This window comes from Enterococcus sp. DIV1411a, from assembly GCF_050531945.1.
In the GTDB taxonomy this organism is placed as follows: Bacteria; Bacillota; Bacilli; order Lactobacillales; family Enterococcaceae; genus Enterococcus_B; species Enterococcus_B faecium.
Map to the genome: position 1 here is coordinate 784,243 of NZ_CP172892.1, position 14,355 is coordinate 798,597.

Annotated in this window: 8 protein-coding genes and 1 pseudogene; 7 read left to right on the forward strand and 2 right to left on the reverse strand. The window is 39.2% G+C overall.

Features of this window, described 5'->3' with window-relative positions:
• Window positions 1–55: 55 nt before the first annotated feature.
• Window positions 56–2,401 (reverse strand): transglycosylase domain-containing protein, encoded by a 2,346-nt coding sequence (locus IGJ87_RS03760; protein WP_002294964.1) that lies wholly within the window; start codon window positions 2,399–2,401, stop codon window positions 56–58.
• Window positions 2,402–2,679: 278 nt separating this feature from the next.
• Here IGJ87_RS03760 and IGJ87_RS03765 point away from each other — a divergent pair, with 278 nt between their 5' ends.
• Window positions 2,680–3,582: a deoxyribonuclease IV gene (locus tag IGJ87_RS03765; protein WP_002294962.1), complete on the forward strand. Its 903-nt coding sequence runs from the start codon at window positions 2,680–2,682 to the stop codon at window positions 3,580–3,582.
• A gap of 212 nt (window positions 3,583–3,794) precedes the next feature.
• A complete protein-coding gene (locus IGJ87_RS03770) occupies window positions 3,795–5,570 on the forward strand; it encodes a hypothetical protein (protein ID WP_002294959.1) in 1,776 nt (591 codons plus the stop codon).
• Between the two features lie 65 nt (window positions 5,571–5,635).
• Here IGJ87_RS03770 and IGJ87_RS03775 read toward each other — a convergent pair whose 3' ends face one another.
• Window positions 5,636–7,222, reverse strand: coding sequence for an Nramp family divalent metal transporter (locus tag IGJ87_RS03775; protein ID WP_002294957.1), 1,587 nt, complete (start codon window positions 7,220–7,222; stop codon window positions 5,636–5,638).
• 250 nt (window positions 7,223–7,472) lie between these two features.
• Between IGJ87_RS03775 and IGJ87_RS03780 the strand changes: the two genes are divergently transcribed.
• From IGJ87_RS03780 to IGJ87_RS03800, 5 genes and pseudogenes are all read left to right on the forward strand, one after another.
• Window positions 7,473–7,697, forward strand: coding sequence for a YneF family protein (locus IGJ87_RS03780; RefSeq protein ID WP_002294955.1), 225 nt, complete (start codon window positions 7,473–7,475; stop codon window positions 7,695–7,697).
• A gap of 141 nt (window positions 7,698–7,838) precedes the next feature.
• Window positions 7,839–9,590 (forward strand): ABC transporter ATP-binding protein, encoded by a 1,752-nt coding sequence (locus IGJ87_RS03785; RefSeq protein ID WP_002304603.1) that lies wholly within the window; start codon window positions 7,839–7,841, stop codon window positions 9,588–9,590.
• Entirely contained in the window at window positions 9,590–11,374 is a 1,785-nt protein-coding gene (locus IGJ87_RS03790) for an ABC transporter ATP-binding protein (RefSeq protein ID WP_002289169.1), read from the forward strand. The genes IGJ87_RS03785 and IGJ87_RS03790 overlap by 1 nt, the downstream gene beginning before the upstream one ends.
• A gap of 325 nt (window positions 11,375–11,699) precedes the next feature.
• A pseudogene (locus tag IGJ87_RS03795) lies at window positions 11,700–12,354 on the forward strand (PRD domain-containing protein).
• Window positions 12,355–12,450: 96 nt separating this feature from the next.
• Window positions 12,451–14,331 (forward strand): beta-glucoside-specific PTS transporter subunit IIABC, encoded by a 1,881-nt coding sequence (locus IGJ87_RS03800; RefSeq protein WP_194175224.1) that lies wholly within the window; start codon window positions 12,451–12,453, stop codon window positions 14,329–14,331.
• Window positions 14,332–14,355: the final 24 nt, after the last annotated feature.

Genomic DNA, 14,355 nt, shown 5'->3' on the forward strand with positions numbered 1-14,355 from the left:
AGGGAATGTGACAATACTATTGTCACATTCCCTTATTACTGTGTATTCTATTAAATCAATCATCTTTCTCATCTGATTCTTTGGTTGCTTGATTCGCTCTTGCATAAGCTGAAGCGGTGTTCCAGTAATCTGTATAGTTTTCATCGGTACCGCCAACGCCAAACTTAAAGGCGCTTTTCTTGGGTCCATTTTTCGCCCATAGCGATTCAACTGTTTTTCCTGGTGTTTGGATGGATTTTTTATTGACAGTAACTTTTCCAGGTGTTTGACCAGTAAATCCAGATACTTTTTTCTTCATCACATCAGATGATAATTCGAATTTCTCATCAGTGCCAAAAATGTCAGGTTTTGCTTGGTAAGCTTGATTGATCAGATTGGCAAGATAATTAGCCGAACGTATCCTTGCTTTGCTGTCCATTCCAGTATTGTCATCGTGCCCTGCCCAGCTACTGATGGTAATAGACGGAGTAGAGACAATTAGCCATGAATCTCGGTATTCATTGGTAGAACCAGTTTTTCCGACCCAATCTGCTTTTCCTAGATTTCCGTTTAAGCTTGAGATGGCATCTTTGAATGGTGTAGTGATTTTTGCATTGATCACACTGCGCATCATGTCATTCATGATCGATGCCGTTGCTTCCGAATAGATCCGGACAGAGTTGCTTTCGTGTTTATAAATTACATTTCCTGCGTTATCTGTGATGGAATCGATGATATAGCCTTCTTCATAGACGCCGCCGTTTGCTAAAGCCTGAAATCCGTTGGTCTGTTGAAGCGTCGTGACATCTACTGTACCTAAAGGAGCAGATTCAACGCCCCAATTGTCATTTGCCGGGTAGTTCATCTTTGACAAGTAGTGCTCGTAAGCATATTGTTTCGATCCACCGGAATTCAACACATCTTGATATAAGTGATAAGCCGGGATATTGTTGGACCATTCTAGTGACTCACGGACGGTTTGGAAGGTGTTCGATCCTTCGTTAGTAGCATTGACGATTTTCTCGCCAGCATTTTCTCCTTCTTGCCAAGTTGTTGCATAATCTGATACACGGGATTCTGATCCGATAAGCCCCATGTCGATTGCAGGTCCGTAAACAAGAACTGGTTTGATTGATGAGCCAGCTTGACGTTCTGTATCGAAGGCATGGTTATTTTGATTCTGACTGTAATTCCGTCCGCCAACGAATCCGTAGATGCGGCCAGTTCTGTTATCCATCAATACATTTCCGGTTTCTACTTGACTGCCAGCACCATCATCTAACATGTATCCATAATTTTCAACGCCATTTTGCAATGCAGCATAGACATCTTTATCGATTGTCGAATGGATTGTATATCCTTTATTTTGGATCGTTTGCTGTGCCTTTTGATAATAAGCGTCACTGATCGATGAATCAGACATATCAGCGTTGTCTTTTTCAGCCAATTGTTGTGCAATGATTCTTGTTGCTTCATTCATCACAGTATAATACAAGAATTCTCTGTCAGTCTGTTCTGCGATTTGTTGTGGTAGAAAGTCTTTTGTAAGGTCATAGGCTTTTGCTTCTTCGTATTGTTCTTTCGTAATTTGGCCTTCACGATACATACTGAATAAAACAAAATCTTTTCTGGCAAGGCCGGCAGAAAGATCTTCTTTTAGCGCACCTGTGTTCGTGTATGGACTATACGTGATCGGGCTTTGGGGTAATCCAGCGATATAAGCAGCTTGCGGCAGAGTAACATCTTTTGCATCTACACCAAAGATTCCTCTTGCAGCTTCCTGGACTCCAGCAATGTTTTGTCCCTTATTATTACGACCAAATGGTGAGACATTCAAATACGTAGCAATGATCTCATCTTTTGAAAAGTATTTTTCTACTTGTGCAGAAAGAATGATCTCGTTTGCTTTACGTTTGAATGTTGTTTCATCTGTAAGGATCTGCTGTTTGACTAATTGCTGTGTCAAAGTTGATCCACCAGAAGAGCCAATACCAGTAGCTTCAGATACTAATGCTCGTAAAACAGCTTTAGGAACGTAACCTTGGTGTTTATCGAAGTATTCATCCTCTGTGCTGATAATTGCAGTTTTCAATAAAGGTGAAATTTTATCAGATGAAATAGTCGTGCGCATCAGATCTGTCTGGATTTTTGATATCTCTGTATTATCTGCATAAACAATCTTTGACGTTTCTGTAATGTTTCCTAGTTCTGTCTGCAGTGCTTTTTTAGTCGGCAATTGTGTGTCTTCGACGAGATAGGCAAAATAGCCAGCGCCTATTCCAATACCTAGAGCTGCGAACATCAAAAGAAGAACAGTAATAAAAACAGTCAATGATTGAAAAACTCTAAAAATAATCTTAGGAACAAACCATTTTTCTTTTTTTCTTCTATTCTGTTTTTTTCGAGTATTTTTGCGTGGCAAAAGGGTCACCTCAACTAATGGTTTTATTTCGCTAATTATAGCAAATAATAGAACAAAAAAACAGACAAGGCTGTTTTTGGCAGGAATTTCTTTTTTAAAGGAGTTAAAACGTGAGAAAATGATCTTTTTTATAAAAGAGTTCTTAAGCTTTTCTTTAGAGAAAATTTCAGTTACTATGGAGAACAGGGCAAAGAAAAATCAATCATTTTCTTTGTATATCATCTTACCAATATATAGGAATTGTTAGTAACAATTGCCTTTCAAGGAGGAATCCATCCATGTTATTAGGCTCACACGTCAGCATGAGCGGAAAGAAAATGCTGTTAGGAGCAGCAGCAGAAGCAGCCAGTTATGGATCTTCGACTTTTATGATCTATACAGGCGCCCCTCAAAACACTAGAAGAAAAGCCATCGAAGAGATGAATATTGATGCCGGAAAAGCGTACATGGCAGAAAACGGTCTAACAAATATCGTCGTTCATGCCCCTTATATCATTAATTTGGGGAATACGATCAAACCAGAAATGTTTCCTTTTGCCGTCCAATTTCTGAGAGAAGAGATTGTTCGTGCGGAAGCTTTAGGCGCTACTCAAATTACACTTCACCCAGGTGCTCATGTAGGGGCAGGAACAGAAGCCGGAATTGCTAGAATTATTGAAGGCTTGAATGAAGTTTTGACAAAAGAACAGACGGCACAAATCGCTTTGGAGACAATGGCAGGTAAAGGTACGGAAATCGGTCGAACATTTGAGGAATTAGCGCAAATCATCGATGGAGTAAAATTAAATGAAAAATTATCCGTTACTTTTGACACCTGTCATACGAATGATGCCGGTTATAATATTAAAGAAGACTTTTCAGGTGTAATGGAAGAGTTTGATAAGATCATCGGGTTAGATCGGCTTAAAGTACTCCATATCAATGATTCTAAAAATCCGCAAGGTTCGCATAAAGACCGGCACGCCAATATTGGTTTTGGAACAATCGGATTCGACACGCTGAATAAGATCGTCCATGATCCAATGTTTGACAATATTTCGAAAATCTTGGAAACTCCCTATGTCGGCAAAGATAAAAAGAAAGCTTACGCACCATATGGAAAAGAAATCGCCATGTTCAAAGCACAAATATTCGATCCAGAAGTGTTTCCTGAGTTATTAGCAGAAGAAGTGATACTCTAAGATTTTCTATCTGACAGCAGCAAAAAAGGACCAGGCACATTGCCTTGTCCTTTTTTGTTTAAGAAACAAAGGAGTACTTTTTGCAGTCTTTTTCATCATGCATCTTCTCCCCCCTCTTTTTAAATTTAGACAAACAAGGTATACTGTTAGAAAAGTAAAAAAACGAAAAGTTTCACAAGCAAGTGGCAAAACGTGATTGGAAGGACGAAAAGATGCTGAACACTTTAAAACCCTTGATCAACCAACTAAAAAAGAAACATACATACTTTATTCTTGGCATAGCCCTATTATTTACAATTATTCGTTTGTATTTATATAGTAAAGCAATCTATGGAACAGACATGTCGGCAACCTATGATGACCAGCTGCTGATTCGCTATGCTCAAAATATTTTGGACGGTAAATGGCTAGGGGAGTATACGACTACAACACTTTCCAAAGGAATCTCCTACAGCTTATTTTTAGTACTTGCACATAAACTGCATCTTTCTTATGCTGTTTTGTTCGGCATGTTCAGTATTTTTGCCAGTATATTGGTTGCACTCGCGTTTAAACCGATCGTGAAGAACAAGTATCTTCTTTTAAGTATCTATTTTTATTTTTTGTTTTCTCCGATTAGTTTTACACATGAATATTCCACTCGAACATATCGTAATGCCCTCGTGATTCCGGCTGTTGAGATCATTATCGCTTGTTTACTAGCTATTTATTACCGCAAATACGGTTCTAGCAGAAAATTGCTGCCATGGTTTTTAGGGCTTTCTGTCGCTTTTCCTTTCTTTTGGTTCATTCGCGAAGATTCTATCTGGCTTCTTCCTTTTACTGTAGTAGCTTTGGGTATCAGTTTCGTCCAGATCTTGCTAGGGCAAGACTTTTCTTTCAAAGAAGTAAAGAAGTTAAAAAAACGACTCTTTCTTCTCTCGAAACGGGAATGGCTGAAACTTTCATTGTTTTTACTTCCTATAGTTGGCTTTTCCATCGTCTATCAGTGGATCGAATATAAAAATGAGACAACATACGGTATTGCAACCATCAATGACCGTTCCAGTGGAGAATTTGGACGTTTGATGAAACAACTGATCCGAATAGATGATGAAACGAACTTGAATAAAGAAAACAGTGAGATATGGGTCTCACATGCTGCACTAAATAAAGCATTAGCCGCATCTCCTACATTCCATACTGTTTCTACCCGTATTGACGAATTATATACGACTCACGCGTGGACTCAAGGTGGAAAAGTAAAAGAATTACCCGGAGATATCATCTTTTGGGCATTGCGAGATGTGGTAAGCGAATCTGGTTATTACCAAAACAATGCAAAAGAAACCAATGATTTTTGGAAAAAAGTCAACCAAGAATTAGAAGAAGCCTATCACAAGGGAACCATCAAAAAGAAAAAAGAGTTCTATCTGATGGGATCAGGAGATGGAAAGACGATGAGTGATCTGCCAATCGTATTCGATTTCCTTCAATCAGGATACGCTTATGCATGGCGATATAAAGATTTCCATCAAGGAGGAAATTATAGTTTCGGAACGCAAGAACAAGTCAAACAGGCTCAAGAATTATTAAACCTTCCGCTAATGGAGAATTGGATCGATAGTAATGAACCGAGAACACCTAATTTCCAATTAACAAAATCAGCAAAAGTCGCGAATGTCATCATAAAAATTTACCAAGTTCTGGCTATTCCCGTGCTGATTGCTTCAATAGCAGGGATATTACTTATGATACTAGGAACCGTATTTGCAAAAGCTGATCGTGCCTATTATAGTTCCTCTTTGATTGTGGTCACCGGATTAATACTGACACAATTGGTTTTTCTTTTCGGTGTCTCGTGGTTTTGTTCTTATGCGCCAGAAAAAAAGGATTATTTTTTAAGTGTCTACACTGGCGCAGGCGTGCCATTAACGCAATTCATCGTAGTAACAAGCATGCTAGTTTTCAGTAAATTAAATCTGAAAAAGGCTTTATCTTCTAAATAAAAAGACCCTTGGTAGCTAGATTTTTAACCTAACTATCAAGGGTCTTTGTGTGGAAAAATCAGTTTCTATTCGATTTCTTCTACCGTTTCCTGCAAACGCTGTTCATATTTTTTGTTTCCTTTATATAAATCACCAATCGTCCATGCCAACAGGAGAAGGACAAGAACAATGATTACATAAGCGATGTGATCAGCCAATGCTAGTTGAGCAGAAGTGGCTTGTTCACCAAAGAAACTTTCGATCTGTCCTGGTAATCCTCGTAAGTTCAAGTAAGTTAGACTAATCACAGAGAACCAGCCAAGAAGTTTTACGATGAATGAATTTTTAAATCGGCTACCCATCTCCGCTTGGCTGTTGGTCATCATCAGTAAAGGGATCATCGAAAACGGCAACGCAAAAGCCAAGAACACCTGGGATTCATTCATCAAGTTATTCAAAGCGGTATGTTCTTCGATCGTTCCTTTTGTACTTGTAAACAAAACACAAATCAATACAGGAATCACAGAAAGCAATCGTGTGACCAGTCTTCTTAGCCAAATCGGGATACGCATATGGATGAAGCCTTCCATGATGACTTGACCGGTCAACGTACCAGTAATAGTAGAGTTCTGGCCAGAAGCAAGAAGTGCTACAGCAAATAAAGTGGATAAGATACCAGATTTTGCTACAGCAATCAAGATACCATTGCTCATAGCTGATGGATCAGATAAGGCTTCATACAGACCAAAAAAGGAAGGATCTTGGACAGAACCGGTTTTGAAGACAGCGACACCCATGATCAATAGCAGTGCATTGACTAGAAAAGCCATCGACAATTGGATATTAGAGTCCCAAGTAGAAAAACGTACAGCTTGTGCTACATCTTCTTCGTCTTGGTGATCAATCTTCCGAGTTTGAGAAACTGCTGAATGAAGATATAAGTTATGCGGCATGACTGTTGCACCAATAATCCCTAAAGCTCCAGTCAGCGGAGTTTCGCCGCCGATGACCGGTGAGTCTGAGAATGTATGACTGTTAGGGATAAAGCCAGCAAATAAACTGTGCCAATCTGGGTTAGACAAGCCAACTTGATAGACAAAAACGAATAAAATGACGAAAATTAAGCAGACAACCAGTGCTTCGATCTTACGAAACCCGACTTTTGTCAGTAGTAAGAGAACGAAAACATCTAATACAGTAATAAAGACGGCAATCACCAATGGAATATCAAAAAGTAAGTAGAGGGCGATTGCTGCACCAATGACTTCTGCGATGTCTGTTGCCATAATGGCTAATTCAGTCAAGATCCATAAAATGACACCCAATGTCTTACTTGTGCGTGCTCGGATTGCTTGGGCCAAATCCATTTGGGTCACGATTCCTAATTTTGCTGCCATATACTGTAAAAGCATAGCAATCAGACTAGACATCAAAATAACTGACATCAATAAATATTGGAAATTTTGTCCACCAGTGATCGAAGTGGACCAGTTACCTGGATCCATATAACCAACTGCTACTAATGCACCTGGTCCAGAGTAAGCAAGAAGTGTTTTAAAAAAACTTTTCCCCTTTGGTACATCAACTGTTCCATTTACTTCAGCTAAAGATAAACCATTTGTATGTTCAATAAGTCGATGCTTATGAAATTGTTTGTTGGATTGATTATTCAAGAAAAAACCACCTTTCCTATTTATCTACGATTATATTCTACACCTCAAAAAGAAAAAATTAAAGAAAAAGATTCGGTATGCCTAATTTATTTTCGTGGCGCGTCTTGTTAGATGACGAAAGAAATTTTGTTCTCCTCTAAAAAAAACACTATTTTTTGCATGAAACTAAAGAATACGCCTTTCTTTTTTCAATAAACTTTAGTAAAATAAGTCATTGAGAGCAATTCGGAAATAGAAAGGAGAGATTTATATGTTATCAACAGGTATTGTCGTACTTATTGCTATTATTGCTTTGCTAATCGGCGCAGTAGGTGGCTTTTTCCTAGCGCGTAAATATATGAAAGACTATTTAGAAAAAAATCCTCCCGTTAATGAGGACATGTTGCGATCAATGATGATGTCAATGGGGCAAAAACCATCTGAGAAGAAAATTCGCCAGATGATGCAGCAAATGAAGAACCAAGGGAAAAAATAGGTTCTGACCCAACGACTTTTTACGGGCTGATTTTTTCAGCCCGTTTTTTATTTCGTAATTTGTTAGACTATTCAGATTATTCAGCAAAAAAGACAAGCACAGACAATCCTAGGCTCTTGATAAAGACAAAGGAGGAGTAAAATGTCGATTTTTAGAAAGTTAGGCTGGTTTTTTCGTCAGGAAAAGAAACATTATTTAATTGGGGTTTTCTCGCTATTCGCAGTGGCCTTGGTACAGTTAGTTCCTCCAAAAGTGATTGGGATCATCATTGATGAGATTGCTGATAAAAATTTATCAGTAAAGATCATTTTCGGGTGGATCTTCCTATTGATTATCGCTGCTTTTTTACAATATCTTTTTCGTTATATCTGGCGGACGAATATTTGGGGAAGTGCAGCTCGGTTGGAGAAAGAACTTCGGCAGCAGTTATTCAAACATTTTACAGAAATGGACAATCTCTTTTACCAAAAATATCGGACTGGGGATTTGATGGCTCATGCAACGAATGATTTGAATGCGATCCAGAATGTAGCAGGAGCTGGTATCTTGACCTTTGCAGATTCAGTGATTACGGGCGGAACAACGATCATTGCGATGATTTTGTTTATTGATTGGCGCTTAACACTGATTGCGCTGATTCCTCTGCCTTTGCTGGCCGTCACTTCGCGAGTGCTGGGGTCAAAACTCCATGATGCTTTTCGTGATTCGCAAGAAGCTTTTTCTAGTATCAATGATAAGACACAAGAAAGTATCACTGGGATCAAAGTCATTAAAACATTTGGACAAGAAAAAGAAGATCTAGCGGATTTTGAAGAAAAGATTGAAGATGCAATTATTAAAAACAAACGAGTCAATTTTTTAGACTCCTTATTTGATCCATTCATTACCTTGATTATCGGTCTGTCTTATGTTGCAACAATTATTTTAGGTGGAAAGTATGTCTTGGAAGGCACGATCTCGATCGGGCAGATGGTCTCATTTATTAGTTATATCGGTATGCTTGTTTGGCCGATGTTTGCGATTGGTCGATTGTTCAACGTATTGGAAAGAGGAAATGCTTCTTATGATCGCGTCAATGAACTTTTGCATGAAAAAACGCATATCGTGGAACAACTTGGTGCAGTGCAGACCCCGGCAAAAGGCGAGCTGAATGTAGCTATTTCCTCTTTTAATTATCCGAAAGAAGAATCACCAGCATTAGAACAAATCAAGTTTGCAATCCAAGAAGGAGAAACATTAGGTATTGTTGGGAAAACTGGTGCGGGAAAAACGACGATCATCAAATTACTGATGCGTGAATACGATGATTATCAAGGGAAAATCCAATTTGGCGGACGTTCGATCAAAGAATATTCATTGAATGCTTTATTAGGATCAATCGGCTATGTGCCTCAGGATCACTTCTTGTTTTCGATGACCATTCGAGATAATATCCGTTTTTCTAATCCAAAACTTTCAGAAGAAGAAGTAGAGCATGCGGCTTCTTTAGCATTTATCAACAATGAAATCAAGGAATTACCAAAAGGTTATGATACCTTAGTTGGAGAACGTGGAGTCTCTTTATCTGGCGGACAGAAACAAAGGATTTCGATTGCTCGAGCATTGATCAAAAATCCTGAATTATTAATATTAGATGATGCACTTTCTGCAGTAGATGCCAAAACAGAAGAAGCTATCTTGCATAATTTAAAAGAAATAAGAAAAGAGAAAACAACTATCATTTCAGCTCACCGTTTAAGTAGCGTGATGCATGCAAAAGAAATCATTGTTGTCGATCAAGGGAAAATCATTGAACGAGGAACCCATCATGAGCTGCTTGCACTAGGGGGCTGGTATGAACAAATGTGGGAGAAACAGCAATTAGAAGCGAAGATAGAAGGAGGCGAGGCCTGATGGATGAAAATTATCAATCGGAATGGACAAAATCGATTCCACTTAAAGAACAGAAAAAGATTATCAAACGACTGATGAAGTTCGCCAAACCTTTTAGAAGAACGTTCATCGTTGCTATCTTATTTGCGTTTGCTCTGTCTGTGATCAATGTCCTATTGCCAAGGATCATCCAAACTTTTATGGATGATCATCTGGCTAAACAGTCGGCTACGACACAAGTTATTTTGTTTTTTGCTGGTATGTACTTATTTGGAGTCATAGTCAAAAGTATCATTTGGTTTTTCCAATGGTATTTGTATTCCATGGCTTCATTGAAGACCTATCAGTATATTAGGGTAAAATTATTTGAAAAGCTGCATACACTAGGTATGCGTTATTTTGATCAGACACCGGCAGGATCAACCGTTTCTCGAGTGACGAATGACACAGAAACGCTATTTGAATTTTGGTACGTCTTTTTGATGGTATTGACTGGGATCTTTGCAGTCGTTTCTTCATTCATTGCCATGTTTCAAATCAATGGAGAAATTGCCTTGTGGACTTTGGTGTTCTTGCCAATTTTAGGAATCGTCATCTGGTATTACCAGAAATTTAGTTCTCGTATTTACCGGAATATGCGAGAAAAATTAAGTCAGCTGAATACGAAATTGAATGAATCGATTTCCGGCATGCGTATTATCCAGCAGTTTCGCCAAGAAGCTCGTTTAGCTAAAGAATTTGAACAAGTGAACAATGAGTATTTAGACACGCGTTATGCGATGATCAAAACGAATTCGATTCTGTTAAGTCCAATCATCAATTTTCTATATGCATTGGCGATTGCGTTGGTGTTGACTTTGTTTGGGATCGATGCGTTGCATTCTCCCGTAGAAGTTGGACTGATCTATGCATTTACGACCTATGTCCAGGGATTTTTTAATCCAATGTCTCAAATGATGGACTTTTTGAGCATCTTCACAGATGGGATGGTTGCTGGTAGTCGTATCTTGAAGATTATGGATACGGAAGAATATGCACCACAACAAAACCCTGGAGCAGATCAAATGATTACTTCAGGTAAGATTGAGTTTCGCAATGTAAGCTTTTCTTATGATGGAGAGCACAATGTATTAAACAATATCTCTTTTGTTGCTAATCCGGGAGAGACCGTTGCATTAGTGGGACACACCGGAAGTGGGAAAAGCTCGATCATCAATGTGTTGATGCGGTTTTACGAATTTTATGAAGGTCAGATATTGATTGATGATCATGACATTCGAGAATATCCAATGGAAGAGTTACGTAAGAAAATGGGGCTGGTCTTGCAAGATGCTTTCTTGTTTTATGGGGATATCGCAGGAAATATTCGGATGATGAATCCAGCTATCACAGACGAACAGATACGCCATGCGGCTGAGTTTGTTCAAGCAAACAAATTCATCGATGAATTACCAAAAGGATATCACTCAAAAGTGATCGAACATGGTGCCAGCTATTCTAGTGGACAACGACAGCTGATCACTTTTGCGCGAACAATCGTGACTGATCCTAAAATTCTAGTATTGGATGAAGCAACAGCAAATATCGATACTGAAACAGAAGGATTGATCCAAGAAGGATTGGCGAAAATGCGACAAGGACGGACAACGATTGCGATTGCCCATCGGCTGTCAACGATTCGAGATGCAGAATTGATTTTAGTTTTAGACAAAGGTCATATAGTAGAACGCGGGAATCATGAAACACTTCTAGCGCAAAATGGTTTGTATGCAGATATGTACAAACTGCAAAGCAGTGGTATATAAAAGATGTTGTGACAGTAGCATTTTGACCTAAGCACTAGAGTGAAAATAAAACATAGCTTCCCATATTTTTCATCTGTGAGAGTTAGTGTCGTAGTTACCAGATTTAAAAAAGACGACGTCAGCTAGTCAGAAGTGCCTAATAGACCCTAAGAAAGCGTTGACAAAATCGTTTGCTTTCGATAATATAAAGAAAACGATACAACTTGGATAGTGATTGCCTGATGCAAGCTAAACCTGATGAGTCTCCCATGGTTTCATGGACGGCTTTTTGGGTTTTTCTTTTTGTTTTGGATACAGCCCTATATATCATGGAAAGGAGCAAAACATGCTGATTGAGAAAGTACTGAATAACAACGTCGTAATAACAAGGGATGAAAGAGATCGGGAAATGATTGTGATGGGAAAAGGATTGGCATTCAAAAAGAAGGTGGGTGACCCGATTCTTGACTCATGCATCGACAAAAAATTTCAGTTGAAAAATGACGGACTTTCACAACAGTTCCAAGAATTGGCACAAGCGATTCCTCTTGAGTACTTAGAAATTTCTTGTGAAATCATTGAATATACAAAAGAGGCTCTGCAAGTCCATTTAAATGATTCTGTGTATATTTCATTGACGGATCACTTGTATACAGCTATCGAACGTCAAAAAATGGGGATCTTTGTGCCAAATGTATTGCTGTATGATATCAAACAACTGTTTCCTAAAGAGTATGCCATTGGGAAAAAAACAGTGAAGAAAATCTCGGAGAAATACCACATCAAGTTATCAGATCCTAGATGGAGCAAAATCAGAAGATGGAGAAGTTTCTGAGGAATTGTTCCAAGTTATTCAAAAAAAATATAAGGATACGTTTGGTTGCGTTGAGAAAATAGCAGACTTTTTAACCGGGGCTTTCGACTACCAGATGTCCACGGATGAAAAAATGTATTTAACGATCCATACTGCGCGTTTAGTGCATGAGAATCGTTGTAAATAAATAAAAAAGGAGGACAAATTAACAAGAACGTATGAAAATAAGGGTAGTGACATTCGGTTGGCTAAACCTTCCACTAATTAATTGGAGGGAATAGAAATGGGAAAATACCAGGAATTAGCAGAAAACATCGTAAAGAATATCGGAGGAAAAGAAAATATCCGTAGCTTGACACACTGTGTGACGCGACTTCGTTTCAAACTAAAGGAGGAAAATAAAGCAAAGGATGATGTTTTGAAAAAGATGGAAGGGATAGTCACCATCATGAAAAGCGGCGGGCAATATCAAGTTGTAATCGGGAATCATGTGCCAGATGTCTATGCAGAAGTACTGACAGTAGCCGGGATTTCCGATGAAGCAGAAGAAGAGGTTTCTTCAAGTAGTAATCTGTTCAATCGATTAATCGACATATTAAGTGGCTGTTTCCAGCCTTTTTTAGGTGCTTTGGCTGCAGCGGGAATGGTCAAAGGATTAAATGCTTTGTTCTTGTTTCTCAAATTTTATACTGAAGGATCGGGTACGTACATCATGCTGAATGGGATAGGGGATGCAATTTTTTATTTCATGCCAGTGATCTTAGGGTACACAGCAGCGAAAAAATTTCATCTGAATCCGATGGTGGGGCTCGTGATTGGTGCAGCACTTTGTTATCCGACTGTACAAGGAGCAGCACTACAAAGTGGTTTCCCTGATGGCAGTCCTGCGCCTTATAGCTTGCTGGGGCTTCCGGCTTATGAAACATTTTTGGGTATCCCATGGGTGGGCAGCAGTTATACCAGTAGCGTCGTACCTGTTATCTTCATTATCGCATTTGCCGGACAAGTCCAAAAAATTGCCAAGAAATGGATTCCTGCAGTCGTCCAGACCTTTTTGGTTCCTTTTTCTGTGTTATTAATCGCACTTCCTGCTGGCTTTTTGATTATCGGTCCGATTGTCAGTATACTGACAGATCTATTAAGCACGGGATTCCAAGCATTGATGGACTTTTCTCCAGCTGTGTATGGTGCAGTTCTAGGGTTTCTTTGGCAAGTACTGGTGATTTTCGGACTTCATTGGAGTATTATCCCTCTTGCGATTATGCAGCTAGCGCAAAATGGGTGGAGTCAGATGTTAGTAGGCGTTTATGGCGCGAGTTTTGCACAGACAGCAGTGGTATTGGCGATGTATTTCAAGTTCAAGGATCAAAAAATGAAGGCGTTTTGCATGCCAGCTGTGATTTCAGGAATCTTCGGCGTAACAGAACCGGCCATTTATGGAATCACCTTACCGAAGAAGAAGCCATTTATTTACTCGATGATTGGTGGTGCTGTTTCAGGAATCTATTTGATGGCATCTGGAACAATCAGCTACACAATGGGCGGATTAGGGATTTTTGGGGTGGTAAACTACATCACGGAAATAGACGCCAGTGGTATGTTTCAAGCGTTTATCGGCATTGCTATTGCTTCGGTAATCGGGTTTTCGCTGACTTTTTTCTTTTGGAAGGATGAAGCAGGTGAAACAGATAATATACAGAAAAAATCAGGTAAAGAAATTGTAAAAACACCGATACAAGGACAAATCGCTCCACTAAATGCAGCAAAGGATGCAGCTTTTGCACAAGGAACACTAGGTCGAGGAATCTTGATCTACCCTGAAAAAGGAGAAGTACGTGCCCCTTTTGACGGAACAGTCATGACCCTGTTCCCGACGAAACATGCAATTGGAATGGTTTCTGAAACAGAGCTGGAATTGCTGATTCATGTCGGATTGGATACTGTGCAGTTGGAAGGGAAATATTTTGAAAGCTTAGTGCAGCAAGGAGAAAGAGTGAAACAAGGCGATCTGTTGCTACGCTTCGACAAAAAGAAAATCGAAAAGGAAGGATACAGTTTAGAAACACCTGTGATCGTCACCAATTACACGGATTATTTGGATATTTTGGAAAACCAAGGGGAGACGGTCGGGCCAGACGATGCACTTATCACCGCACTGACCTGAACGGTTAGGTGAAGAATGGACTAG